The organism is Streptomyces sp. NPDC059255, assembly GCF_042752355.1.
In the GTDB taxonomy this organism is placed as follows: Bacteria; Actinomycetota; Actinomycetes; order Streptomycetales; family Streptomycetaceae; genus Streptomyces.
Genome location: NZ_JBHYZP010000027.1, coordinates 16761 through 41822, shown reverse-complemented (window position 1 = coordinate 41822; position 25062 = coordinate 16761). Strand labels below are relative to the sequence as shown.

The 25062-nt window shown below is 70.7% G+C and carries 22 protein-coding genes; 8 read left to right on the top strand and 14 right to left on the bottom strand.

Annotated features, from left to right (window positions below; genetic code table 11):
- The first annotated feature begins 54 nt into the window (after window positions 1-54).
- The 4 genes from ACFXKG_RS27285 to ACFXKG_RS27270 all read left to right on the top strand — a co-directional run bounded on the left by ACFXKG_RS27285 (window position 55) and on the right by ACFXKG_RS27270 (window position 3163).
- Window positions 55-351 carry a DUF503 domain-containing protein gene (locus ACFXKG_RS27285; protein WP_382892616.1) on the top strand — a complete coding sequence of 99 codons (297 nt, stop codon included), beginning with the start codon at window positions 55-57 and terminating at the stop codon, window positions 349-351.
- Between the two features lie 233 nt (window positions 352-584).
- Window positions 585-1064, top strand: a complete 480-nt coding sequence (gene rbfA / locus ACFXKG_RS27280; protein ID WP_384844372.1) for a 30S ribosome-binding factor RbfA — start codon at window positions 585-587, stop codon at window positions 1062-1064.
- The gene (truB, locus tag ACFXKG_RS27275; protein WP_384844369.1) at window positions 1061-1960 is read left to right on the top strand and encodes a tRNA pseudouridine(55) synthase TruB; all 900 of its coding nucleotides are present in this window, start codon (window positions 1061-1063) and stop codon (window positions 1958-1960) included. The genes rbfA and truB overlap by 4 nt, the downstream gene beginning before the upstream one ends.
- A 249-nt stretch (window positions 1961-2209) precedes the next feature.
- Window positions 2210-3163: a bifunctional riboflavin kinase/FAD synthetase gene (locus tag ACFXKG_RS27270; RefSeq protein ID WP_384844366.1), complete on the top strand. Its 954-nt coding sequence runs from the start codon at window positions 2210-2212 to the stop codon at window positions 3161-3163.
- A gap of 169 nt (window positions 3164-3332) precedes the next feature.
- On the opposite strand, the gene ACFXKG_RS27265 is transcribed toward ACFXKG_RS27270, so the two are convergent.
- The 8 genes from ACFXKG_RS27265 to eccE form a co-directional block, all read right to left on the bottom strand.
- Window positions 3333-4352, bottom strand: coding sequence for an oligopeptide/dipeptide ABC transporter ATP-binding protein (locus ACFXKG_RS27265; protein ID WP_384844363.1), 1020 nt, complete (start codon window positions 4350-4352; stop codon window positions 3333-3335).
- Between the two features lie 374 nt (window positions 4353-4726).
- Window positions 4727-5749 (bottom strand): ABC transporter ATP-binding protein, encoded by a 1023-nt coding sequence (locus tag ACFXKG_RS27260; protein WP_384844360.1) that lies wholly within the window; start codon window positions 5747-5749, stop codon window positions 4727-4729.
- Between the two features lie 14 nt (window positions 5750-5763).
- Window positions 5764-6825, bottom strand: a complete 1062-nt coding sequence (locus ACFXKG_RS27255; protein WP_384844357.1) for an ABC transporter permease — start codon at window positions 6823-6825, stop codon at window positions 5764-5766.
- Window positions 6822-7898, bottom strand: coding sequence for an ABC transporter permease (locus ACFXKG_RS27250; protein WP_384844354.1), 1077 nt, complete (start codon window positions 7896-7898; stop codon window positions 6822-6824). The genes ACFXKG_RS27255 and ACFXKG_RS27250 overlap by 4 nt, the downstream gene beginning before the upstream one ends.
- A 3-nt stretch (window positions 7899-7901) precedes the next feature.
- Window positions 7902-9809, bottom strand: coding sequence for an ABC transporter substrate-binding protein (locus ACFXKG_RS27245; RefSeq protein WP_384844351.1), 1908 nt, complete (start codon window positions 9807-9809; stop codon window positions 7902-7904).
- Between the two features lie 196 nt (window positions 9810-10005).
- A complete protein-coding gene (locus ACFXKG_RS27240; RefSeq protein WP_384844348.1) occupies window positions 10006-13806 on the bottom strand; it encodes an SCO5717 family growth-regulating ATPase in 3801 nt (1266 codons plus the stop codon).
- Window positions 13807-14199: 393 nt separating this feature from the next.
- On the bottom strand, window positions 14200-14940 hold the full coding sequence (locus tag ACFXKG_RS27235; protein ID WP_384844345.1) for a hypothetical protein: 741 nt from the start codon (window positions 14938-14940) through the stop codon (window positions 14200-14202).
- A gap of 116 nt (window positions 14941-15056) precedes the next feature.
- A complete protein-coding gene (gene eccE, locus ACFXKG_RS27230) occupies window positions 15057-16337 on the bottom strand; it encodes a type VII secretion protein EccE (RefSeq protein ID WP_384844342.1) in 1281 nt (426 codons plus the stop codon).
- A gap of 201 nt (window positions 16338-16538) precedes the next feature.
- On the opposite strand from eccE, the gene eccB reads away from it, so the two are divergent.
- The 4 genes from eccB (at window position 16539) to ACFXKG_RS27210 (ending at window position 20607) form a co-directional block, all read left to right on the top strand.
- Window positions 16539-18080 (top strand): type VII secretion protein EccB, encoded by a 1542-nt coding sequence (eccB, locus tag ACFXKG_RS27225; protein WP_384844339.1) that lies wholly within the window; start codon window positions 16539-16541, stop codon window positions 18078-18080.
- A 26-nt stretch (window positions 18081-18106) separates the two neighbouring features.
- Window positions 18107-19393, top strand: a complete 1287-nt coding sequence (mycP, locus tag ACFXKG_RS27220; protein WP_384844588.1) for a type VII secretion-associated serine protease mycosin — start codon at window positions 18107-18109, stop codon at window positions 19391-19393.
- Between the two features lie 493 nt (window positions 19394-19886).
- Window positions 19887-20234 carry a WXG100 family type VII secretion target gene (locus ACFXKG_RS27215; RefSeq protein ID WP_384844336.1) on the top strand — a complete coding sequence of 116 codons (348 nt, stop codon included), beginning with the start codon at window positions 19887-19889 and terminating at the stop codon, window positions 20232-20234.
- A gap of 64 nt (window positions 20235-20298) precedes the next feature.
- On the top strand, window positions 20299-20607 hold the full coding sequence (locus tag ACFXKG_RS27210; RefSeq protein ID WP_384844333.1) for a WXG100 family type VII secretion target: 309 nt from the start codon (window positions 20299-20301) through the stop codon (window positions 20605-20607).
- Between the two features lie 129 nt (window positions 20608-20736).
- On the opposite strand, the gene ACFXKG_RS27205 is transcribed toward ACFXKG_RS27210, so the two are convergent.
- The 6 genes from ACFXKG_RS27205 to ACFXKG_RS27180 form a co-directional block, all read right to left on the bottom strand.
- Window positions 20737-20970, bottom strand: coding sequence for a DUF397 domain-containing protein (locus ACFXKG_RS27205; RefSeq protein WP_384844330.1), 234 nt, complete (start codon window positions 20968-20970; stop codon window positions 20737-20739).
- A gap of 115 nt (window positions 20971-21085) precedes the next feature.
- Window positions 21086-21415 carry a hypothetical protein gene (locus tag ACFXKG_RS27200; RefSeq protein WP_384844327.1) on the bottom strand — a complete coding sequence of 110 codons (330 nt, stop codon included), beginning with the start codon at window positions 21413-21415 and terminating at the stop codon, window positions 21086-21088.
- A 284-nt stretch (window positions 21416-21699) separates the two neighbouring features.
- Window positions 21700-22524: a hypothetical protein gene (locus ACFXKG_RS27195; RefSeq protein WP_384844324.1), complete on the bottom strand. Its 825-nt coding sequence runs from the start codon at window positions 22522-22524 to the stop codon at window positions 21700-21702.
- Window positions 22525-22547: 23 nt separating this feature from the next.
- A complete protein-coding gene (locus ACFXKG_RS27190; RefSeq protein ID WP_384844322.1) occupies window positions 22548-23114 on the bottom strand; it encodes a hypothetical protein in 567 nt (188 codons plus the stop codon).
- A 35-nt stretch (window positions 23115-23149) separates the two neighbouring features.
- Window positions 23150-24574, bottom strand: coding sequence for a hypothetical protein (locus ACFXKG_RS27185; RefSeq protein WP_384844319.1), 1425 nt, complete (start codon window positions 24572-24574; stop codon window positions 23150-23152).
- A gap of 29 nt (window positions 24575-24603) precedes the next feature.
- Window positions 24604-25041: a hypothetical protein gene (locus tag ACFXKG_RS27180; RefSeq protein ID WP_384844316.1), complete on the bottom strand. Its 438-nt coding sequence runs from the start codon at window positions 25039-25041 to the stop codon at window positions 24604-24606.
- Between the last annotated feature and the right edge of the window lie 21 nt (window positions 25042-25062).

The window sequence follows — 25062 nt, the reverse complement described above, 5'->3', positions numbered from 1 at the left end:
TGCCAAGCGTCGGCAGGGCCTTCGAACCCGTACCGGCGGGACATCCGGACATACATGTATGTGGGGACACTGTCCTTCGATCTGCTTCTCGGCGACGTACGGTCGTTGAAGGAGAAACGCTCCGTCGTCCGGCCGATCGTCGCCGAGCTGCAGCGGAAATTCGCGGTGAGCGCGGCGGAGACCGGCGACCAGGACCTGCATCGCAGGGCCGAGATCGGCCTCGCGGTGGTGTCCGGGGACTGGGGGCATCTCACCGATGTGCTGGACCGGTGCGAGCGTATGGTCGCCGGCCGGCCCGAGGTGGAGCTGCTGTCGGTACGGCGCCGGCTCCACGGCGACGACGAGGAGTGACCGGCCCCCGGTGGTGCCTCGTACACCCGGCACGCCCCGTATCCCCGTACCGCCCGGTGCGGCGCCGTACGGGGCGGTACGGGGCGGGGCGCGGGGCGTGCCAGGGCGCTACGGCCCGGGCTGTACGACACAGAGGCTCGGTACGAGACTCAGGTGGAGAACGAGTAAGGCAAGCCAGCTGGAGAAGCAGCTGGAGAACCAGCAAGAACCCCAGAAGGAAGAGTGACGGACCGGTGACCGACAACGCGCGGGCCCGCAAGCTGGCCGATCGCATCCAGGTCGTGGTCGCGGAGACCCTGGACCGGCGTATCAAGGACCCGCGACTCGGCTTCGTGACCATCACGGACGCCCGCGTCACAGGCGACCTGCGGGAGGCCACGGTCTTCTACACGGTCTACGGCGACGACGAGGAGCGCGCGGCCTCCGCGGCGGCACTGGAGAGCGCCAAGGGCATCCTCCGCTCCGAGGTGGGACGCCAGACCGGCGTCCGCTTCACCCCGACGCTGGCGTTCGTACCCGACGCCCTCCCGGACAACGCGCGCACCATCGAGGACCTCCTCGACAAGGCACGCGCCAAGGACGCCGAGGTGCGGAACGTGTCGACCGGCAAGACCTACGCGGCCGGGGCCGACCCGTACCGCAAGGCCGACGCCGACGCCGACGGGGCCGACGGCAGCACGGACGGCAGCACGGACGGCGCTGCCGCGGAATGACTCAGCAGACCAAGACGCCCGACGGCCTGATCATCGTGGACAAGCCGTCGGGCTTCACCTCGCACGACGTCGTCGCCAAGATGCGCGGCATCGCCCGAACGCGACGCGTCGGACACGCGGGCACCCTCGACCCGATGGCGACCGGCGTCCTCGTCCTGGGCGTGGAGCGCGCCACGAAGCTCCTCGGCCACCTCGCGCTGACCGAGAAGGAGTACCTCGGCACGATCCGGCTCGGCCAGGACACCGTCACGGACGACGCGGAGGGGGAGATCACCTCCTCCACCGACGCCTCCGCGGTGCGCCGCGAGGCCATCGACGCCGGGATCGCCGCCCTCACCGGCGCGATCATGCAGGTGCCTTCCAAAGTCAGCGCCATCAAGATCGACGGCAAGCGGTCGTACGCGCGGGTGCGCGGCGGTGAGGAGTTCGAGATCCCGGCCCGGCCGGTGACCGTCTCGTCCTTCCGGCTCTACGACGTCCGCGAGGCCGTGGCGGAGGACGGTACCCCGGTCCTCGACCTGGTCGTCTCCGTCGTCTGCTCCTCCGGTACGTACATCCGCGCCCTCGCCCGCGACCTCGGCGCGGGGCTCGGGGTGGGCGGCCATCTCACCGCGCTGCGCAGGACCAGGGTGGGCCCGTACGCGTTGGACGGCGCGCGGACCCTCGACCAGCTCCAGGAGGAGTTGACAGTCATGCCGGTCGCCGACGCCGCGGCCGCGGCGTTCGCGCGCTGGGACGTGGACGAGAAGCGCGCCGGGCTCCTGCTCAACGGCGTACGGCTCGACATACCCGCGTTCAGCACGGGGCCGGTTGCCGTCTTCGACCCGCAGGGCCGCTTCCTGGCGCTCGTGGAGGAGCAGCACGGCAAGGCGAAGAGCCTCGCGGTCTTCGGCTGACCCGGCGGCCGGGTTCCCGGCCCGGATTCCGGGCCCGGTTCCCACCGTGGGACGGACAGGCTCACCTGTCCGTCCCACGGTCCCCCTCCGAGAAGGATCTCTGTCCACCCGTGACCTCCCGGTCACCCCTTCAGCGGGGCGTGCGGAGTGCACTACGGGGGCATTGGGGAGCGCAAGCGCGGGGCATGGCAGTCTTAGCATTGCGTGACTGGAAAAGACGTACACGGGTTCGGGCGAGGAGCGGTCTCAGTGCAGCGCTGGCGTGGCTTGGCGGACATCCCCCAGGACTGGGGGCGCAGCGTCGTCACCATCGGCTCCTACGACGGAGTGCACCGCGGGCACCAGCTCATCATCGGACGTGCCGTCGAGAGGGCGCGCGAGCTGGGCGTACCGTCGGTCGTGGTGACCTTCGACCCGCACCCCAGCGAGGTTGTACGTCCCGGCAGCCACCCGCCGCTCCTCGCCCCGCACCACCGGCGCGCGGAGCTGATGGCGGGACTGGGTGTGGACGCGCTGCTGATCCTGCCCTTCACACTGGAGTTCTCGAAGCTGTCGCCCGCGGACTTCATCGTGAAGGTGCTGGTCGACAAGTTGCACGCCCGCGCCGTCATCGAGGGCCCGAACTTCCGCTTCGGCCACAAGGCGGCGGGCAATGTCGCCGTCCTCTCCGACCTGGGCGCGACGTACGACTACGAGGTCGAGGTCGTCGACCTGTACGTGAGCGGTTCGGCGGGCGGCGGAGAGCCCTTCTCCTCCACCCTGACGCGCCGCCTCGTCGCCGAGGGCGACGTCGAGGGGGCGGCGGAGATCCTTGGCCGGCCGCACCGTGTCGAGGGCGTGGTGGTGCGCGGTGCGCAGCGCGGACGTGAACTCGGCTTCCCGACCGCCAACGTGGAGACCCTGCCGCACACCGCGGTCCCGGCCGACGGCGTCTACGCGGGGTGGCTCACGGCCGACGGCGAGCGGATGCCCGCCGCGATCTCCGTGGGCACGAACCCCCAGTTCGAAGGCGTCGACCGGACGGTCGAGGCCTACGCGATCGACCGGGTGGGGCTGGACCTGTACGGGCTCCACGTCACGGTGGACTTCTTGTCGTACGTACGCGGCATGCGCAAGTTCGAGTCCATCGACGCGCTGCTCGAAGCCATGGCGGACGATGTGAAACGGGCCCGGGCCCTGACGGAGTCGTACGACGCGTCGTAGCGCCGTGCGGGGCTTGTTCCGTGCGCCGTACGGCGCATGTGCGCCCCGTACGCCGCGTGAGGCAGGGCTCCGTACGGGGCCTCTGTACGGAGGCCCCGTACGGAGCGGTGACGCGGCCCCTGCTCAGCGCGGCGGCGCGATGCCCCACCCCGTAAGGAGACCCCGTATGTCACCCCGTAGCGCGCGCCGTCTGCGCGGCGTGGCAGGCGACCTGCGCCCCGGAGCCGCCCGTCAGTACCGGCAGCGGCGCCGTACGGCAGCGGTCCGCGACACCTGCCCGCTCCGCGGCGCCCGATGCGAGCACCTGGCACCGTGCGTGGAAGCGGCAGCCCTGCGGGATACGGGACGGATCCGGCGGCTCGCCCGTGAGGACGACCGGGACGCCGTCCGACTCGGGCAGCACGGAGAGCAGCGCCTGCGTGTACGGGTGCTGAGGCGCCGTCAGGACGTCCTCGACGGGGCCGGTCTCCACGATCCGGCCGAGGTACATCACGGCCACCCGGTCGGCGATGTTCCACGCGAGTCCCAGGTCGTGCGTCACCACCAGCGCGGAGAGCCCCAGTTCGTCGCGCAGTGAGAGCAGCAGCGCCAGGATCTCGCCCCGTACGGAGGCATCCAGGGACGCCACCGGCTCATCCGCGACGATCAGTTCGGGCTTCAGGACCAGGGCGCCCGCGATGACGACGCGCTGGCGCTGTCCGCCGGACAGCTCGTGCGGGTAACGCAGGAAGAAGCGCTCGGGCGGTCGCAGTCCCGCGCGGGACAGGGCCTCCGCCACGGCCGCGCGCTCGTCGCCCTGGTGGCCGTGGATCCGCAGGCCCTCGGCCACCGCGTCGTACACGGTGTGGCGCGGGTTGAGTGAGCCGCTCGGGTCCTGGAGCACGAGCTGGACACGCCGGCGGTACGCCTTGAGGGCGCGCGAGCCGTATCCCAGGGGCTCTCCGGCGAAGGCGACCGTGCCCGTCGTGGGGGACACCAGACCGAGCAGCGAGCGGGCCAGTGTCGTCTTGCCGCAGCCGGACTCGCCGACCAGGGCGACGATCTCCGCGGGAGCAATGTCGAGGTCGACCCCGTCGACGGCGCGGGCGGGCGCCGCGCCGCGCCGCCCGGGGAAGGTCACGCTCAGCCCGGTGGCCGAGAGCAGCGGCGTCCGCGGCAGGGGTGCCGACGGCGCGGGGATGGTCGTCATGGCTGGCTCCTCGGAGATGGCAGCCCGGCGGCGTTACGGGCCACTGTGGTGCGTTGCCCGCCCGTACGGTCCGTACGGAGCGTGCGAAGGGGACGGCGTCGGGCGGGTCGTGTGCGCGGATCGGTACGGACACGTTGTGTCGCGCGCCGCGTGCCGCCCCGTATCCGCGTCGTACGGCGCGCGGGTAGGGGGCAGCAGGGCAGCGGACAGCGCGCCGTACGGGGCGCCCCATAGAGCGGCGTACGGGGCGGCCCACAGAGCAGCGCACGGCGCGACGCGCGCGGCCGGTCGATCACGCGTCACCGGCGCGGGCACAGCTGCGGCTGCGGCCACGTGAACCATGGCCGTAGCGCCGCGGCGTACGGTGCCCGATGTCATGGCGGGGAGTCCACGGCGCCCGCGGCGATCGGCGCGCCCGCCCGTACGCACGCCGCGCGGTGCCCGGGGCCCACGTCGCGCAGCGTCTGGTCGTCGCGGGCGCAGGAGTCCAGCGCGACGGGACAGCGCGGATGGAAGGTACAGCCGGACGGCAGCGCCGCCGGGTCGGGCGGGTCGCCGGGCAGCCCGCGCGGCGCACGGCGCGACGCGAGGTCCCCGATCCGCGGGAACGCGGCGGAGAGGGCGCGGCCGTACGGGTGCTCAGCCGCGTCGTACATGCCCCGTGCGGGGCCCTCCTCGACGATCCGGCCCGCGTACATCACGGCGAGCCGGTCGCAGGTGTCCGCCAGTACGGCCAGGTCGTGACTGATCATCAGCAGGCTGATGTTCTGGTCGGCGACGAGCTGTTCGATCAGCCGCAGGATCTGCGCCTGGATCATCACGTCGAGCGCCGTGGTCGGCTCGTCCGCGACGATCAGGCGCGGGTCGCAGGCGAGTGCCATCGCGATCATGACGCGCTGGCGCTGGCCGCCGGACAGCTCGTGCGGATACGCGTCGGCGCGGGCGGCCGAGAGCCCGACCTGCTCCAGCAGCTCCGCGGCGCGCGCCCGCGCGGCACCGGGCGTGGTCCGCCGGTGCAGCAGCACCGGTTCGGCGATCTGGTCCCCGATCCGGTGCACCGCGTTGAGCGAGTGCATGGCGCCTTGGAAGACGATCGACGCGCCCGCCCACCGTACGGCGCGCAGCCGGCCCCACTTCATGGTGAGGACGTCCTCTCCGTCGAGCAGGATCTCCCCGGAGAGCTTCGCCGCGGGTGGCAGCAGCCGGAGCAGCGCCAGGGCGAGGGTGGACTTGCCGCACCCCGACTCGCCCGCGATGCCCAGCTTGCTGCCGGAGCCGACGGTCAGGTCGACGCCCCGTACGGCGGGCACGGCGGTGGGCCCCGTGCCGTACGTCACCTGTAGGTTCCTGACCTCCAGCAGGCTGACGGCGCCACCCGCGCCCGCCTCGGTTGGCACGCCTGTCGTGGTGGTCAACGGGAAACCCCCAGCTTCGGGTTGAGCACGGCCTCGACGGCACGGCCGCAGAGCGTGAAGGCGAGCGCGACGAACGCGATCGCGATACCGGGCGGAGCCAGGTACCACCAGTGCCCGGACGAGACGGCGCCCGCCTCGCGCGCGTCCTGGAGCATGCCGCCCCACGAGATGATGACCGGGTCGCCGAGACCGAGAAAGGCGAGCGTGGCCTCGGTCAGGATGGCGCTGGAGATGCCCAGCGTCGTCTGGGCGAGCACCAGCGGCATCACATTGGGCAGCACGTGGCGCGTCATGATGTGCCGGTGCCCGCCGCCGAGCGCACGGGCGCGCTCGATGTACGGGCGGGACTCGACGGCGATCGTCTGTGCCCGGACCAGCCGTGCCGTCGTCGGCCAGCTCGTGACGCCGATCGCCAGGATCACCGTCCAGATGGACCGGGACATGACCGTCGCCAGCACGATGGCCAGCACCAGGGTCGGCATCACCAGGAACCAGTCAGTGATCCGCATGACCACGGTGGCGAACCAGCCCCCGTAGTGACCCGCGACGACGCCGACCAACGTGCCGATGGCCACGGAGAGCGCGGCGGCCAGCAGACCGACGGTGAGCGAGACCCGTGAGCCCCAGATCAACAGCCCCAGCAGCGACCGGCCGAACTGGTCGGTACCGAGCGGGAACTCACCGCTGGGCTTCTCCAGGGCCGTGCCCGGGGCGTCCGTCACACTCGCCACGTCGCTGCCGACGAGCAGCGGCGCGAGGAGTGCGAGCAGCGCGATGAGGGCGAGCCCCGCGAGGCCGAACAGCCCCGCACGGTGCGCGCGGTACTGCGCCCAGAAGCGGACCACCGAGCCGCGCCGCCGGGCCCAGCTGAGGGAGGCGGCCGACGGCCCCGCGGCCGGCGGCTCCGCCGCTGCGGAGGCTGCTTCAGCAGGCGCAGTCGCCTCAGCCGCCGCATCGACAGTCGCCTTGGCGGCAGCCTCAGCCGCCGCCTCAGCAGTCGTGGCCGCCTCCCCCGAGGCGGACGGATCGGGCGACGGCGGTGTCTTCTCCAGAGTCATCGGCCCACCCGGGGATCGAGCAGCGGATACAACAGGTCGGCGAGGAGGTTCATCACGATCATCGCGCCGGCGAAGACGACGAACAGCCCCTGGACGAGCGGCAGGTCCGGCACGCTGAGCGCCGCGTAGAACAGCCCGCCGAGCCCCGGCCAGGAGAACACCGTTTCGACGAGGATCGAACCGGCAGCCACATGGCCCAGATTGATGAACACCATCGTGACAGTGGGCAGCATCGCGTTGGGCACCGCGTGGCGGCGGCGGACCAGATCGTCCCGCAGCCCCTTCGCGCGCGCCGTCGTCAGATAGTCGCTGCCCATCTCGTCCAGCAGCGAGGACCGCATGACGAGCAGCGTCTGCGCGTAGCCGACCGCGACCAGTGTGGTCACCGGCAGCACCATGTGGTGCGCCACGTCCACGACGTACGCGAAGCCGGTCGTGTCACCCGACTCCATCCCGCCGGTCGGGAACATCCCGGGCACCGGTCCGATGCCCACCGAGAAGAAGATGATCAGCAGCAGCCCGAGCCAGAAGGCCGGCACGGACCACAGCGTCAGCGCCACACCGGTGTTGAGCCGGTCGCCGAGGCTTCCGTTGCGCCACGCGGAGCGCGTACCGAGCCAGAGCCCGAGCGCCGAGTAGATCACCACAGCGACGCCCGTGAGCAGCAGCGTCGCGGGCAGCTTCTGGACGATCAGCTCGCCCACCGGCGCGTGGAACTGGTACGAGGTGCCCAGATCGCCGCTGAGCGCCTTGACGCAGTAGTCGGTGAACTGCTGCCACAGCGGCAGATCCAGACCGAACTGCCGGCGCAGCGTCGCCAACTGTTCGGCGGACGTCGGCACCCCATGGGTCATCGCCTTGACCGGGTCACCGGGGATGATCCGGAAGAGGAAGAAGCTGGTGACGAGGACGGCGAAGAGCGACACGAGCGCCCCGCCCAGCTTCCCCGCCACATAGAGCGGGTACGCGGTCCTGGTTCCCGAGGCGGCGCGCGGGGCGGGGCCGGACGGCCCGGTCTCCACCGGGCCGTCCGCCGCGTCCCGCACCGTACGGGGCGTGCTCGCGGTGCTCACGGCCTATTCACGGTCTTCCGCGGTGGAGCGGCGCCGCAGCATGAGGAAGCCCCCGAGCGCCGCGGCGACCACGACGACGGCGCCGACCCCGATCAGGACACCGGTCGACGAGGACCCACCGGCGTCGGAGCCTTCCCCACCGCCGTCGGCGGGCACCGCGGACCACCAGCTCCAGTAGCCGTCCTGGCCCCAGATGTTCCCGGCGGCCTCCGGCATCGTCGTGATCGACTTGATCTGGTCGGTGCGGTACGCCTCGACCGCGTTCGGATACGCCATGACGTTCATGTACCCGGTGTCGTACAGCCGTGACTCCATCTGCTTGACCAGTTCCGCCCGCTTGGCGGTGTCGTACTCCGCCGACTGCTGCGCGTACAGCTCGTCAAGCCGCTTGTCGCAGATGAAGTTGTCGGTCGCCCCGGTGTCCTTCGGCGTGGCGGGGAGCGCACCGCAGGTGTGGATGGAGAGGACGAAGTCGGGATCGGGGTTGACGGACCAGCCGTCGAAGGCGAGGTCGTAGTCACCGGCCATCCAGGGGTCGGAGACGTTGTCGAGGCATTCGACCTTCAGCCCGATGCCCAGCGTGCCCCACCACTCCTGGAGGTACTTGCCGATCGACTTGTCGTTCGGGTCCGTGGCATGGCAGAGGATCCGGAAGTTGAGCGGTTTGCCGTCCTTGCCCAGACGTTTGCCGTCGCCGTCCTTCCGATAGCCGGCGGTGTCGAGCGTCTTCGCCGCCGCGGCCGGGTCGTACGCGATCTTCTGACTGCCCGAGGGCTGCCAGAAGTACGGGGCGAAGCGGGGCGGGATGTAGCCCTGGCCCTCGACGGCGTACCCCTGGAACACCTTGTCGACGATCGTCCCGCGGTCCACGGCCTGGAAGAGCGCCTTGCGTACGGCGGGGTCGAGGAGCGCGGGGTTTCCGTTGCCGAACTTCTTTCCGTCCTTCGACCGGGCGCCGGGGTTGGTGGCGAGCGCGTAGAAGCGCCGCCCCGGGGCGTTGTTCACCGTGATGTCCTTGGCGCTCTTCAGCGCCGTGGCCTGGGCCGGGGTCAGGTTGGAGGTGAAGGACACCTCACCCTTCTGGAGCGCCGCGACGGCCGCGTCCCCGTCCTTGTAGTACTTGAATACCAGCTCGTCGAACTTGGGCGCGCCGCGCCAGAAGTCCTTGTTGGGCTTGAGCTTGACGTACTGGTCGACCTTGTAGTCCGTGATGACGAACGGACCATTGCCGACGATCGGGAACGTCTTGTCGTTGTTGAACGTGGAGAAGTCGCCGACCTTCTCCCAGATGTGCTTCGGCAGGATCGGCACGTCGAGCGCGGTCATGGTGGCCTGAGGCTTTTTCAGCTCGATGACCAGCGTGGCCGGATCGGGCGCTGTGACCTTGGCGAAGTTGGCGGTGAAGCTGCCGTTGGCGGTGGCGGCGTTCGGGTCCGTCATCATCTTGTTGAACGTCCAGGCGGCGTCCTCGGACGTCGCCTTCCGGCCGTCGGACCACTTCGAGTCCCCACGGATGGTGAACGTCCACGTCAACTTGTCGGCGGACGGCTGCCACGCGGTGGCGAAGCCGGGGACCGGATGGGCGTCCTTCGGGTCGTAGTTGACGAGGTACTCGTACGCCAGCCGGTGGATGCTGGTACTGGTCAGCCGCTGTGCCAGGAACGGGCTGAGCGAGTCGATGCTCTGACTCACCGCGACGGTGAGGACGTTCTTGCCGTCGGCTGCCCGGGCCTCCTGCGGCGCCGGGAGCAGCGGACCGAGCGGGACCACCGATCCGGCCACCAACGCGACGGAGGCGGCGACGGAGGCCGGCAGATGACGGAGGCGGGAACGGCGGCGCTGCCGTACGGGCCGGTGTACGGGCCGGGGCGCGGCCCGTCGCGGCGTACGCGGCGGAACTCTTTCGACCATGGGACGGTGACCTCGCGTTATCACTCGCACGGAGAAGCCGGGTTGATGCTGGTTCGCCAACTGGTGAAGCGAAGGTTTATCAGCGCTCGTCGGCCGCGTCAACGGTCGCCCAAACCGCGTGTGGTCTGCGGGAATGCGCTGAGGGGCCGCACCGTGAAGACGGTGCGGCCCCTCATTGGTCTCTACCTCTGACGCCCTACTGCTGAGGCGCTGGCGGAGCTGCCGGCGGCGGCTGCTGAGGCCATCCGCCCGGCGGGACGGGGTGCTGCGCGTCGGGCCTTTCCGCGGGGTCCGGTGCCGGGGCGTGCGGCGGCTGCAGACCGTACGAGGCGGGCTGCTGTCCTGGTGGGACGGCCTGCCCGGGCTGGGGCTGCGGGGGCCCCGCCGGGCTCGCGGGGGACTGCGCCTGGGAGGGCGGCGACTGCTGCCAGCCCTGCTGGACGCCGGGCCCCGGCTGCGGTCCGCCGTACGGCTGCTGCGGGTACGGCTGCGGGTAAGGGGTGGCCGGAGGCTGCTGCCGGCCGTGGTGCGGTTGCTGAGGCTGTGGCTGCTGGGGCACCGGCGGCTGCGGGTACTGCTGAGGCGGGTACGGCTGTCCGTGGACGGGCTGCCCCTGGTGCGGCTGTCCCGGTTGCCCCGGCTGCTGGCCGTGCTGGCCTGGCTGTCCGTGCTGCGCGGGGTGCGGCGCCCCGTACGGGGGCTGACCGTGCATCGGCTGCCCGTACGGCGGACCCTGCGGCGGCAGCCCCTGGGCGGGCGCCCCATACGGCGCCTGCCCCTGCACCGGCATGCCCGGGTAGCCCGGCATCGGCGGCGCGAGGTGCGGCGGCGGCTGGCCGTCCGCGGTCCACAGCCCCTGCGCCTGCTGGGCCCGTACGAAGTCCTCCGCGACCAGCGCCGAGAGATGGAAGTACGCCTCGCGTGTCTTGGGACGCATCATGTCGAGGTCCACCTCGGCGCCCGCCGAGAGGTGCTCGTCGAAGGGCACCACGACGACGCCGCGGCAGCGGGTCTCGAAGTGCTGCACGATGTCGTCCACCTTGATCATCTTGCCGGTCTCGCGGACCCCGGAGATGACCGTCAGGGACCGCTGCACCAGGTCCGCGTAGCCGTGCGCGGAGAGCCAGTCGAGCGTCGTCGACGCGCTGCTCGCGCCGTCCACGGAGGGCGTCGAGATGATGATGAGCTGATCGGCGAGGTCCAGCACGCCGCGCATCGCGCTGTAGAGCAGACCGGTGCCCGAGTCCGTGAGGATGATCGGGTACTGCTTGCCGAGGACATCGATCGCGCGCCGGTAGTCCTCGTCGTTGAACGTCGTCGAGACGGCCGGGTCCACGTCGTTGGCGATGATCTCCAGCCCGGACGACGCCTGCGAGGTGAACCGGCGGATGTCCATGTAGCTGTGGAGGTGCGGGATCGCCTGCACCAGGTCGCGGATGGTCGCACCGGTCTCGCGCCGTACGCGGCGGCCGAGCGTACCGGCGTCGGGGTTGGCGTCGATCGCCAGGATCTTGTCCTGCCGCTCGGAGGCCAGGGTCGAGCCCAGCGCGGTCGTCGTCGTGGTCTTGCCGACGCCGCCCTTGAGACTGATGACCGCGATCCGGTAGCACGAGAGCACCGGTGTACGGATCAGTTCGAGCTTGCGCTGCCGCTCCGCCTCGGCGGCCTTCCCGCCGATCTTGAAGCGCGAACCGCCGGAGGCATTGCGGCTGCTCTTGGGCTTCTGCTTGTTGTTGCGCAGCAGACGGTCCGAGGACAGTTCAACAGCCGCCGTGTAACCGAGCGGAGCGCCCGGTACGGAGCGTTCGCGGTGGTCGTGCGCGACGGCGGAGGGCCACGCCGCGCCGGTACGGGGGTCGACGGGCGGCGCACCGGGCGCGGCCTGCGGCAGCGCCTGGTGGAGCTGCGGCGGCTCGTCGGCCCGGGGTCGTGGCGTCTGCCCCGGGTACGGCTGCGGGGGCTGCTGGGCGGGCAGGTGCGGCGCGGCGGGCACCGGCAGATGGGGCGCCGACGGAGCCGGCGGTACGGGGACGGGGGCATCCGCGCCCGGCCGGCCCTGCTGCTGCGGGAACCCGTAGCCGGCCTGCGGGGGCTGCTGTGCTCCGGGAGCGCCCGGAGCGCCCGGAACGCCGGGAACGTTCGGGGCGCCCGGAGCCCCGGGAGCGCCCGGCTGGGGGAAGCCGTAACCGCCCTGCTGCGGCACGGGTGCGGGAACCGGGAGGCCCGGCTGCCCCTGTTGCGGGAAGCCGTAACCGGTGGGTGGTACGGGGGCGTTCGGGGCCGGCGGATTCGGCCCGGTGCCCGGAGCCGAAGCGGAGGCCGCGGGCGGCAGAGCGGCCGGCGGCTGAGCCGCGGGCGGCACGGGGGCGGGCGGGACGGGAGCGGGGGGCACCGGTACGGCGGCGGCGGACGGGCCGGGTCCGGCCGGCCCCGTCTGCTGTGGGAAGCCGTAGCCGCCCTGGGCCTGCGGGGCGGCGGGCAGCGCGGGCCACGCGCTCGCACCCTGGGGCGATCCCTGAGGCGCGGCCGGCGGCCGGTCCTGGGGCTGTGCCTGCGCGGGGACCGCCGGCGCCTGGCTCTGCGGTGTGGCCGACTGCTCGGCCGACTGCGCCGATACGGGCCACTGCGGCGCGGGCCCCGGCGCGGCCGGCTGGAACGCGGGCGGCAACGGGGGCAGTCCGGCGCCCGGAACGGCGCCGGGCCGGGGCGCCCAGGGCTGCGCCGGTGCGGGGACCGGAGGAGCGTCCTGGGGCTCGTCGGCGGGCACCGCGTCCTGCGGGACGGCGTCGGCGACGACCACGGGTGGCACCGCGTCCGCCGGTTCGGCCACGGGAACCTCGTCGGACGGCTCGTCGTCGGCGGCCTCGGCCCTCGGGGACGCCAGGATCGCGTCCGCAATACCGTCGTCGGGGGTTTCGGGCGCGGCCTCGGACGGCGACTCAGGCTCGGGGGCCGGCTCGGCCGCCGCGGCGGGAGCGGGCGCGTCGTCGGCGGCACCGTCCTGCGCCACGGGCGCGGCTGGTGCATCCGGTACATCCGGTGCGGTCGTTGAGGTCGGCGCGGCGGATGCACCGGATTCACCGGGCTCCCCGGACTCCACACGGCCCGGCGCGTCGTCCGTCGTCACGATTCCGTCGGCCGCACCGTCAGGCGCCCCGTTCTTGGCCGCCCCGTCCGCGCCGTACGGTGCGTCCGCCCCGTACGGCGCGGCGGACGTCTCCTCGGACGCCGGCGGTACGGGCGGAACGCTTGTGCTCTCCGCCGCCCCGTCGTCCGCCCCGGTACCGGGCACGTCGCCCGCGCCGCTCGACCGCACGGCGGCGGACGGGTCCGCCGCCGCGACACCCGCACCAGCCTCCGGGGCAGCACCGGCCTCGGAGACCGCGCCTGTGCCCGAGCCGGTGTCCGCGTCCTGGCCGACGACCGTGTCCTTGCCCGCGGCCCCGGTCGGGCCGGCGTCGGCCGCCGGGTCCGTCCGGGCCTCGGCCGGCTCCGGCGCGCCGTTCTTCGCCGCCTCGTGCTTCTCCATCTCGCGCTTCAACGCCTTCGGGGAGAACCGCATCGTCGCTCCGCTCTCCACGTCGCCGCCGCCGAACGGCTCCGGCGCTCCGGGCGCGGCCGCCGATGCCGCCGGTTCCGCGGCGCGAGCGGGCTCGGCACCGTCCTGCGACCGCTGCGAGGGCTGAGCCGGAGCCGCCTGGGACGCGGACTGCGGTGCGGACGGGGGCTGCGGTGCCCAGTTGGGCTCGAAGCCGCTCCCCGCCGGCAGCCCCGGCACCGCGACGGGCGCGCCGCCGGGCGGCGGGGGAGAGTTGGTGAAGGCCGGTGCGCTCGTGGCGCCACCACCGGTCGTGTCCCCCGGCGCGTTCTGCGTGTACCAGGCGGGCGGGGTGTAGTCGATGGTGAACTCACCCGTCATCTCGGGCTCCGCGTCGGACTGATCGTCCGCGGCAGGCCGGTTCCAGCCGCCACGGATCTCGTCCCGATCGCCGTTCACTTTGCCTCCTGGTGTGGTCGAGCACCCTTGTGCCGTGGTGGGTGGGGGCGGCCGAATCCGTCACTCCGGTCCGCCCGGCTCTTCCCCTGGCGACGCGGCCGGGCTGCCCGCAGGTTCTCTGCTCCCGCGCCTGTACCCACCCTAATCGCCAACGCCGCCGATACGGCAGGGTGGACCGCCCCGTCAACGCCCGTCCCGTACGCCCCGTCCCACCTCCACGTGGTCTCGGCCGCGTGGAGCGTGCGCCTCCGGCACCGTACGGGGCGGCACACGGGTCCGTGAGAACGGTGCAAGCTTGGCCAAATCCCTACATCCGCCCGCGTGATGGCGGGCGGAACCGCACCGGGCGCACCGCACCGGGCGTGTACCGCACCCGGTGCGTACCGCGCGCCCTCAGTCCATCCGGCGCGCGCTGCCCAACAATCCGGTCTCGGCGTCCGTCGCCTGCGTCATCACGAACTGCCGGTCCCGCGGGGTGCACCAGAGCGTCACCCCGTCGGAGAGCGTCGACAGCGCCTCCGTCTCGACGCGCGGCAGGCTCATGATCCGGCCGATCTGCGCCGCCTCGTCCGGCGACACCCGCTGAAGGCCGACGAGCGCCGACTTCTCCATCAGACGCGGCGCCACCGGGCTGAGGTAGGGCAGGAGCGTCAGCACCGACTGCCACGGCGCCGACACCACACGCCCACGCGGCGGCCGCATGCCGCAGTCCCGCACCACTATCACCGGGCTGCCGGCGGAGGCGCCCTGGGGCGGCACCCGTCCCACGTCGTGCAGCGTGACGCAGGGAGTGCCCCCGCCCGCCGCCTGCGCGAGCCCGGTCCAGACATGTGCCCGGCCCGTCTCCACGGCGATACGCGCACCGGTCGCGGCGGCCCGCAGCACCAGCACCTGCGCCGTCCACAGGCCACCGATCAGCGTGATGTCGTACGGAGTGGGCCGGTTGACGCCGAGAACGGCGGGCCGGTTCCCCGCGTCCACGCCGATGACCACGCCGTCGTCCCCGACCGGCAGGGCCAGCGCCTCCAACTGGTCCACGGAGAGCGCGTGGCGCTCACGGCGGGGCCCGATCAGCCCGAAACCGATCCGCGGCCTGCCCCGGCCCCTCACCGGCTCCCGCATCATCGCGGGCATCGAAGCGGGAGCGAGGCCCCCTGCCGGAGCCGAAGCCGGCCCGGGAGCCGCTCCCGGAGCCGCCGTCACCGGAGCGGGCCCCCGCACGGACGCGGGCCCGGTGGTCGGTACGGACATCAGCGAGTACCCCCGAGCGGAAGAGTGGCGAGCATCGCGGGCACCTGCTCGCGGTCCAGACGCACCAGCCCGGTCTTCACCCCGCGGGCCGCGCGCTCCAGTTCATGACGGGCGGTCACCAGCTCCTCGTCGCTGCGCCCCGTGATCCGTACGTGCCCGCTGACCGTCACCCCCTGCCGCTCACCGCGCCCCAGCGTGAGGCTGAAGGTCGTCGCGAGCGCCGGGATCGAGGTCAGCAGCGCGACGAGCTGCGGCATCGGCGCCCCGCCGCCGAGCTCCGGCCAGCGGGCCACCCAGTACGAGGTGTGTCTGCGGTCGTCGCAGCGCCACGTACGCGACGTCTCCATGGTCCGCCGCACCGGTGTCTCCGTACGCCCCGCCTGCGCTATGGCCAGCGGGTTGGCGCATGACGAGACGGCTATCGCCGCGGTCAGCTCCTGCTCGGTCAGCACCGAGGCCCGGAATCCCGCGCCCGCCAGCCGGCTGGAGAGCTGGTCCGCGGCGCGCACCACACACTTCTGGGCGCCCCGCAGACCGCCGCCCCGTGCCGCCACCGCTTCCGGGCAGAGCTCGGGGTCGAGCTTGAGCGCTATCCACGTGATCCGTACGGCGGGGGAGCCCGTCAGGGCCTGCAACGGCGCGTAGTTGCGGGCCGCCACCGACTGCTCCGGCAGATGCGGGGCGGGCGCGGGCTGCGTGTGCTGCACGATCTGGGCGGACTCCAGCCGTACGTCGTCCACGTCGAGCGCGTCCCGTACGAGACGGACGGGGAGCGGCCTGGCCGCGCGGTCGGGCCGCAGCGCCGTGGCGTCCGACTCGACCTGCAGCACCACCGTCAGGAACGTGCCGTCACCGATCAGCCCGATCGGGCGCCGGTCACGGTCGCTGTACGCGTACGTGCGCAGCGCGGGATCGCACTCCACGGCGGGCGCCAGCCCCGGCTCCGTACCGGCGGGAATCACCAGGGAGGCGGCCCTGCGCGTGCGGGCGCGCAGCGCGAGAACCGTCGCGAGCCAGTCGGGCAGCGCACGCCGGTGCCTGCGCACCAGGGCCAGCAGCACCAGCAGCGTGGCGAGCACACCGGCCGGGACCAGCAGCAGGGGGCTGATGACCCACGCCACCAGCAGCACGGCCGCGGCCAGCTCGATCAGGACGAGTTGTTGCATTCGAAACGGTCCGAAATGCCCCGGCCGCGCTTTCAGTCCGGGCGTCGCCTGACCTGGGGAGGCGGCGGCGGACGGCGCGGTCGCGACAGGCCGCGTCTGCGTCGCTGAAGCCATGATGGAGAAACCCCCCAATTCGTCCCGATCACCCTGGCCGACCAGGGTGTTGGCAGCTGGATCACCCTACCCGCCCCACCAGCACGCCCGGCCTACAGGCATAGTAGGGGGCCGGTCCGACACTCAGGCAGGGCCCGGGGGCCATGCCGACGTGCCCTGTCCCCGGGAGGAGACCGAGCCTTTTTTCATCGATGGGGACTCATGGCATCACGGCGGGATGAGCTCAACGCGTACACCTTCGCGAAGAAGCGCACGGTGGCCGCATTTCTCCAACCCTCGGCCACCAGCACGGAGGAAGGCGCACCCAGACCGTTGCGCGCCGTCGTGCCCGGACTGATCGCCGGCGCGCTGATCCTGGCGGGGTTCGGGGCCTGGGGGATGTTCAAGCCCACCGCGCCCAAGGACTGGGCGGAGCCGAACACCAAGGTGATCGTCGGAAAGGACTCCACCACACGCTACGTGGTGCTGAGCACCGGTGAGGGGAAGCAGAAGGAGACGCTCCTCCACCCCGTGCTGAACCTCGCGTCGGCCCGGCTCCTGCTCACTCCGAAGCAGTTCGCGGTCATCCAGGTGCCCGACAAGATCCTGGACGCGGGCAAGCCCCCGCGCGGCCCCGTACTGGGCATTCCGTACGCGCCCGACCGGCTGCCCGGCGAGAAGGACGCGGGCGAGCCCAAGCGGTGGGCCGTCTGCGAGCAGCCGGGCGCCGGCAAGGGCGGCAGCGTCCAGAAGGCCGCGTTCCTCTTCGCCGAACGCGATCTCGGGAGGACGGAGGGCGGACAGCGGCTGACCGGCGCTCAGGTGCTGTACGTGAAGGGCCAGAAGGGCGAGCGTTATCTCGTCGACGCCGACGGCACGAAGTACCTGGTGCGCGACAAGCAGAGCGACAACCTCACCCGGGCGCTCGTCGGCGACCGGGAGCCGCAGTCCGTCACCGACGACTGGCTGGACACCCTGCACACCGGCAGCCCCGTCGACTTCCCCGAGGTCCCCGGAGAGGTCGCCTCCGACGCGGGGGTCGGAGGCGGACTCACCGCGGAGCAGGACCGGGTGGGGAAGGTGCTGCTCGCCCAGACCGGCGCGGGACCGCAGCATTACGTCGTCCTCCAGGGCAAGGTCCAGCCGGTGTCGGAGTTCACCGCCTGGCTGCTGATCAACTCCCCGCAGACCGGCGACCTGGAGATGGGCGGCGAGGCCGACACCGTGGACGCGCAGTCGCTCACGCCGGACACGGAGACCTTCGGCGCGGATAACCGCTGGCCCGAACGGCGCACCACCCAGGTCAACACGGAGCGCGGCGAAGGCGCCCGCGACACGGTGTGCAGCGTGCTGCGCTCCGTCGACGACAAGGGCCGCGCGACGCTCTCCACCTGGGCCGGCGCGGCGTACCCCGCGGACATCACCGCCGGAGGCACGAGCACGTACGTCACCCCCGGCAGCGGGCTGCTCTACACGCAGGTGCGGGGGCGGCAGACCAACCCCGACGGTTCGCTCTTCCTGGTGACGGACACGGGGCTGCGATACGCGGTCCAGGCGAACGGCGACAGCGACGCGGCGCGGTCGGACATCGGCGCGGGGGAGCGGCAGGAGCAGCAGGACGGCCGCCCCGAGCCCAGCGAGGCCCAGATAAGGCTCGGCTACGAGAAGGTCACTCCGGCCCTGGTCCCGATCGCCTGGTCGGAGTTCCTGTCGAAGGGACCGCGCCTCGACACCAACAGCGCGCGTCAGCCGCAGGGCTCGTGAGGAGGGACCGGGACCTGATGGCTGCCATGCCTCACGTACGCGCGAAAACCGCCCTGGCGGCCGCCGGGGCGGCTCTGACGGCTTTCACGGCCCTGACCGGGTTCCGGGTCGCCGCCGCCGCGGAAGGGCCCGGTACGGGGCGCGGGGAAGCCTCCTGGAACTTCGGGATAAACGGCAGCGGCGAATGCTCCTTCCCCATGAAGCAGCAGATCGCGGGCACCCCGTGGCCGCTCCAGCGCGTGATACTCGACGAACTGTGGGCGGACACCAAGGGCAAGGGGGTGAACGTCGCGGTCATCGACACCGGGGTCGACAACACCAACCGGCAGCTGAGGAAGGCTGTCGACACCTCCGCGGGAACCGAGTTCCTGGCCAAGGAGATGGAGAAGGGCAAGGACGGCGACGGTACGGACGACAAGGTCGGCCACGGCACCAAGGTCGCCGGGATCATCGCCGCGCGCCCCCGTAAGGGCACCGGATTCGTCGGACTGGCCCCCGAGGCCACCATCATCCCGATCCGCCAGAACGACGAGAAGAACAGCGGCCAGGACACCACCATGGCCAAGGCGATCGACCACGCCGTCGCCCGGAAGGCCGACGTCATCAACATCTCCCAGGACACCACGAAGCCGCTGACGGAGGACTCCACCCTGGGCCGCGCCGTACGCCGCGCCCTCGACAACGACATAGTCGTCGTCGCCTCGGCGGGCAACGACGGTGTCGACGGAAAGCGCAAGAACACCTACCCCGCCGCTTTCGACGGCGTTCTCGCCGTCGCCGCCTCCGACCGCAACAACGAGCGCGCGCCGTTCTCCCAGTCCGGGACGTTCGTGGGGGTGGCCGCGCCCGGTGTGGACATCGTCTCCACCGTCCCCGGCAACGGCCAGTGCGTCGACAACGGGACGAGCTTCTCCGCCCCGTACGTCGCGGGGGTCGCCGCGCTGCTGCGCGCCAAGCACCCGAAGTGGAAGGCCCACCAGGTCGTCGCGCAGATCGAGCAGACCGCCGAACGCAGCGTCAACGGCCATGACGACTTCGTCGGTTGGGGTGTCGTCGACCCGGTCCGCGCGCTCACCGAGGACGACCGCGCGCCCGAGTCCCCGCGCCCCGACCCGGGCCCGCCCAAGCCGCCCGCGCCGGAACCCGCGCATCTCGCGCTCTCCGAGACACCCCAGGAACGCTCGGAGCGGTACGCCACGTACGCCCTGGGGATCGGCGGCGTGCTCGTCGCGGTCGTCGCGGGCTCGGCCACCGTGCTGCGGGACCTGCGGCGCCGGGACACACGACGCGGGGCCTCGCGCCGGCGGCCATGAACACACCACGGCGGCCACGAGCACACGGCGGCGGGCGGGAGACACCGGAGCGAGCGGGAGAGACCGCGGAGGGTGGTCGGGACCGCCGCGCGCTTTGCTGCGAGTTCCGATGAATTCCGGTGAGTGAACTCGATCTCTCTCCCGAAACCGGTGTTGGGGCCGGGAGGGGATATGGCTAGAGTGACCATGGCTTCACGAGTGCGATGAGGTCCATGGGGTCGACGGGGGTCATGGGGGACCTGACATGGCGGGGGACATGCTGGACGGCGGAGAGGATTCCCGCCGCCCGGACAGTGACGCGTACCGTCCCGTCCCACCGGAAAGCCACCCCCACCCATTGCTTCCCCCTCTTCTGAGACACGGGGGCAAGCGCGACGTACGTACGGGGCCGTCCTGGGAACACACCACGGCCGGTTCCGGCGGCGCGCGCGAAGAGAAGAAGCCCGGCGGCGACCGCGTGTGCCGGGCTGGGAACCGATAGATAGGACTCCGGATGAGCAGCCCCACAGGTGGGTTCGGACTTTCTGACGACCCGGTCGTCCAGGCGAAGAACAAGATCACGGAGACCAAGGAGCAGGTCTCCAAGCAGGCCCGGGAACTGGCCGACATCATCGCGACGGTCAGCGCCGGGTGGACGGGTGTCGGCGCCTCGGGCTTCGTCTCGGCCCAGGTGATGATCAACGAGGACCACGACTCGATCCTCCGCCTGCTCACCGTCCTGGAGAACGCGGTCGGTCAGACCAAGAACCTGAGCAACGAGCAGGACGACGACGTGCGCGCCCAGTTCGCCGCCGCCAAGTCCGAGGCCAACCAGAACACCTCGGGCCTCAACAACATCTGACACGACCGACCCGTTCGCGGCCCCAGGGCCGACCGATCACACTTCGAGCTTCGAGGAGAACAGCATGGCCGGCACAGATCCGGGGACCCGGGTTCGGTACGAGAGCGTCCAGGAGATGGCCAACCGCATCCGGACGGTGTCGAAGAACATCATCCAGGACCTTCAGGAGATGGACCAGGCACTCAAGGTCGTCACCGACACGTGGGACGGTGAGGCGCACCGGGAGTACGAGGCCCTCCAGCGCAAGTACAAGGGCAACGCCACGCACATGAAGGACCAGCTGGAGAAGGTCGCCAAGCTCATCGAGGGCGGCAAGGAAGGCTACCGGGCCACGGACAAGAAGGCGTCGGGTTACTTCACCGAGGCGTACTGACCCGGCACCACCGACCGGCCCGCGCCGGGGAACACGGGAGGGGCACGCACCGTACGTACCGGGCGTGCCCCTCGGCCGTCTCCTCCGGCGGTCCTCCGGCGGTCCTCCGGCCCTACCGCCGATCCCCGCTCACTTCAGGTCGAACTCGCCGTCCCTGGCCCCGAGCACGAACGCCCGCCACTCGGCCTCGGTGTACCGCAGCACGGTCTCGTGATCCATGGACGACCGCATCGCGACGGCCCCGCCCGGGAGATACGCGATCTCCACCCGCTCCTCGTCCGGACTCGTGCCGGGAGCGCCCTGCCACTCCACGCCACTGATGTCCAGCGCGTACAGCTCGTCCTTCTCCTGCTGAGTACCCATCAGGGGCCTCCCCTTCTTCGTCACGGTACGGAGTTGCAGACCAAAGTATCCGTAGTCGGCGCCGTCCCTCGCCCCGGATCGGGCGGCTCGTCCCTCCCGCCACGGACGCGGAACGTCAGGAGGCGAGGTCCAGAAGCCTGGCCGCCGTGGATCTGACGGCCCCTCCCAGGGTGAGGTTGGCCCTGTTGACGCCGGTGAAGACAACGGCGATGGAGATGTCGGCGGGCTCGGCCGGTCCGCTCACCTCGACGACCTGACGCCTTCCGCTCCCGCGACCCTTCCGGGAGACCGCGACGCGCACTCCCTCACGAGCCAGGACGTAGCTCTTCCCGCCCCTGCCGGCCGTGCAGATGTACGCGTGTCCGCCATGGGCGAGCCGCAGCGAACGCCCCTTCTTCGTCAGGGCCCACCGTCTTCTGCTCCGTGCGACGGGCGTGCTGCCCACGCGCAGTTCCATGAGGGACAGGGACGGGCGGCTCCCGTCCGCGAATCCCTCGAACGAAGACCCGGGTACACGTTCACCCTCCACCCCGACACAGGCCCGGGTGTTCTGGCGTCTCAGGGGGTAGGTCACCGTCACGGTGCCGAAAACCTCCGATGTGCCGCGCCAGCCGTACCGATGGGTGCTGCGATGGCCCTGCCGGGTCTCCCACCGGTCAAGTGCGAACGAGGTTCTGTCTCCTGCTCTCATGGGCCCCTTTCTCGTGGATCTTCCGATATGGAGTCCGATCAGTGGCGGGTGATTTCCGTTTCCTCGGGGAGAATGTCGGTGATCATTTCCCATACCCTCTTCGCGCGTACGGGGATGAGCCGCAAGGGGTTTTCGGGCCCGACCTGGCCCTCCAGTACGGGTTCCGCCGGCAGTTCGCGATGCCAGTAGCCGAGCGGCCCGCAGTCCCAGATACCGAATCCGCGCACCTTCATGCCGCTTTTTCCCTCGTCCTCGCCGTGCCAAGCAGCGGTCATGCGCCAGCTCGACCGGAGCTCGGTGATCATGTTGGCGAGGAGGGGGAGCGTCGGACCCTGCAGGCTCCCAGCTGCGTCCAATGCCTTCGCGACGTGCTCGGCGGGATCCTCGGCGTCGGTCGGCACGGTGCTCAGGCTGTCGAGCCCCGCGTCAAGCACTCCGACCGTGCTCTCCACGGACGGGACTCCGGTGCTGAGGGGATCGGCACGCTGGAGATTCACCATGTGAGCCAGAGCCCATACCAGCATCTGCGGCTCGACCTGGGTATAGGTCGACTCGGTCTCGCCCGGCCAGGACTCACGGGAGAAGACGTATCCGTTACCTATGGTCACCGCGTGGTCGAGTTTTCCGTTGCCGCCGATCATCTCGACGGTGACGACGGCTGTCGGGTTCATCAGCGTAGTGATCAGCGGGGCGACCCCGTCGGAAATCTCGCCTGCATCATTGATCAGCCCGCATTCGTTCAGTTCTCGCTCTGCGGAACGCAGAGCGACGGGTATCGGCTCAGCCATGGCCAAGTGACTGAAGACTGCGATGTGTTCGTCCGAGAAACGAAAGCGTGCTCGGGACATGTCATGCGACGGCATGTTTCAAATCCTCGCCATTTTATTCAGGACAGCATGTCAAAAAATCTTGCCACCGCAGACTTGATGGCTCCACCCAACGTGAGATTTGCTCTGTTGACGCCGGAAAAAATGACCGCCAGGGAAATATCGACGGGTTCGGCCGTTCCGTCCACGTCGACGGTGAGGTGTTTTCTGCCGCCGGTCCCCTTGCTCGCTACTTTGATCCGCACCCCGTCGTGTGATACGAGGTAGTCCTTGCCGCGCCGCACCGCCACGCAGGTGTATTTTCTTCCGTCGTGCTCGAACCGCAGCGCACGACCCCGTTTGGTGAGGGCCCAGCCCCTCCTCTTCACAGTTACCGGCGTCGTACCGATGCGGAGCTTCATGAGGGACAGGGAGGGACTTTTTCCCTCTCCGAACCCCTCGAACCACGTCTCCGGGATGCGATCCCCTTTGGCTCCGACCAGGACGGTGAGGTTCTGGCGCGCCACCGGGTAGGTCACCACTACCTCACCGAAATCCTCCGAATCGCCACGCCAGCCGAACTGGTGGGTTGCGCGCTGGCCGTTGCGAGTCTCCCAGGGCTCTAGCCTGAAGGTTGTCTTGCCCACCGCTTGTACGACCCTTCCGGTGCTGATTGGTTTCTCTAGTCGAACGGATTGAGGAATTTTCCGACGCTCTTCGCACCCGAGGAAATCTTCGAGCCGACCTCGCTCGCCGTATCGCCGACCCACTCGGTCGCCTTGCCCGCCCCGCTCTTGATGGAGTCCCAGTTGTCCCATACGAGTGCCCCTCCGTAAGCAATTCCCGTTCCCACGGCGAGCCCGACCGTGACGGGATTGGGAGCTACCATCGCTGCGGTGAGGGAGGCATTGAATGCGGTTCCGGTGAGATCGGACGCAAATTTGGCAGGGTCGTTGCTGATTTTTTCGGAATCGTATGTGGCGAGGTTGGCGACTCCCCACACTGTTGCTCCGGCAGACCCTACAACCCCCAGTCCGCGCATGGCGCCGGCGGCCTTTGCAGCATTGGCGAGGCCGCCATTCTTCGCTACGGTCAGCAGATTTGCCTCCGAGGCCGCCGGCATGAAGAACGTGCCATTCTTCATATACCCACCGAGCATCGCTGCCTCGTCAGATCCCGCGATTGCGCTGATCGCCCCGCTGGGCAGCCGGTTGAGGAGTCCTCCGGCGCTCAGCAACCGAGTGCCATGCTTTTGAAGGAGCCGCCCCTTGAATGTTCCCGGGGCATTGAGGATCCGTGTGGGATCCTTGAAGTGCTTGAACAAGCTGATTCCGGTGCCGATGGAAACGCCGGCTGCCATGGAGAATCCCGCGAGCGTGGTGGTCCCCGAGAGGTAGCTCTTCAGCAGATTGCCGAACTGCTCGCTCCCGGTGACCCTCGTCGCCACCTGCCCCTGAAGGCGGAGAAGGTAGTCGTTGAGGGTTTCGTCGTCCCTCATCTTCCACGCGTTGAGATTTGTCTGCGTACCGGAGTCGAGCGCTCCCTTGGCGTCGCGATTGAAGCCGTTGCCGCCGTTGGTTCCCTCGGCCGCGGCTTCAAGGGCCTTCTTGATCTCTTGATCATAATCATTGACGGCCTTGACGCGGTCCTTGATGAGCTTGGCCCACGACTCCTCCGACTCGCGCACACTGGTCATGTAGTCGGGATCGTGACGCATGGCGTTCTTCTCACCGGCGGTGAGCTTCTCGTAGTCGTACGCCACGTCCCCCTGCGCGGAGACCTTCATTCCCGCGGCGATGGCATCGTCGCGCGCAGACTCGACCTTCTTCCTGAGGTCGACGAATTCCGTATGGGCCAGACGCAGCAGGCTTGCTATCGCCTTGGCCTCCGTCTGGGCGCCCGAGTACTCGCCGCGTGTGGCGGCCGACCGTATCGAGGCGGCGTCGGCGCTGGCGCCGCTCCAGGCGGGGCCGTTGGTGACCTTCTGGACCGTCTCTTCGTAACGGTCGTCCACCTTCTTGAACTCGCCCGCCATGCCCTGCCACTTGTCGGCGGCAGTGGTGAGCTTGCCGAGGTCGGCCGTCAGGACGTCGTGATACGTCAGCATGGTTCACTCCCCGTGTGTGAGCCGACCAACTACAGGTTGTTGAGCTTCGACCTGAGCGGAGCGAAATCAGAGTCGATCTTGATGTCGTTCTGCACGAAGAGGCCGGACGTGGCGCGCAGCGCGCCCTTCTCCGCCGAGAGACGTCCCATGAGTGCCTTCACCTGCTTTTCCCAGGTCTCCTGCACCTTTTTCAGCCCCAAGGCCGTCTCCCAGCCCTCCAGGGCCGTGACCACACTCCCTGAGGACTCGTCCGCCCAGTCGCCGGCCTTTTTGGTGTTCGGCTCCAGTTCCGTCTCTATGGTGTTCGCCGCCGACGACTTCTGGGCGGGTGTCGCCGCCAGGTCCTCGGTTCCGGCGGGCAGCGACGACGGCGCCCCGCCGGCGTCGGCACTGTTCAGCCGCATGTCCGTCGACCGGCTCTCCGCGGCGTCGGAGCGCAGTCGGCCCCACTCCTCGTCAAATCCCATGGTGTCTCTCCCCGTTGTGAC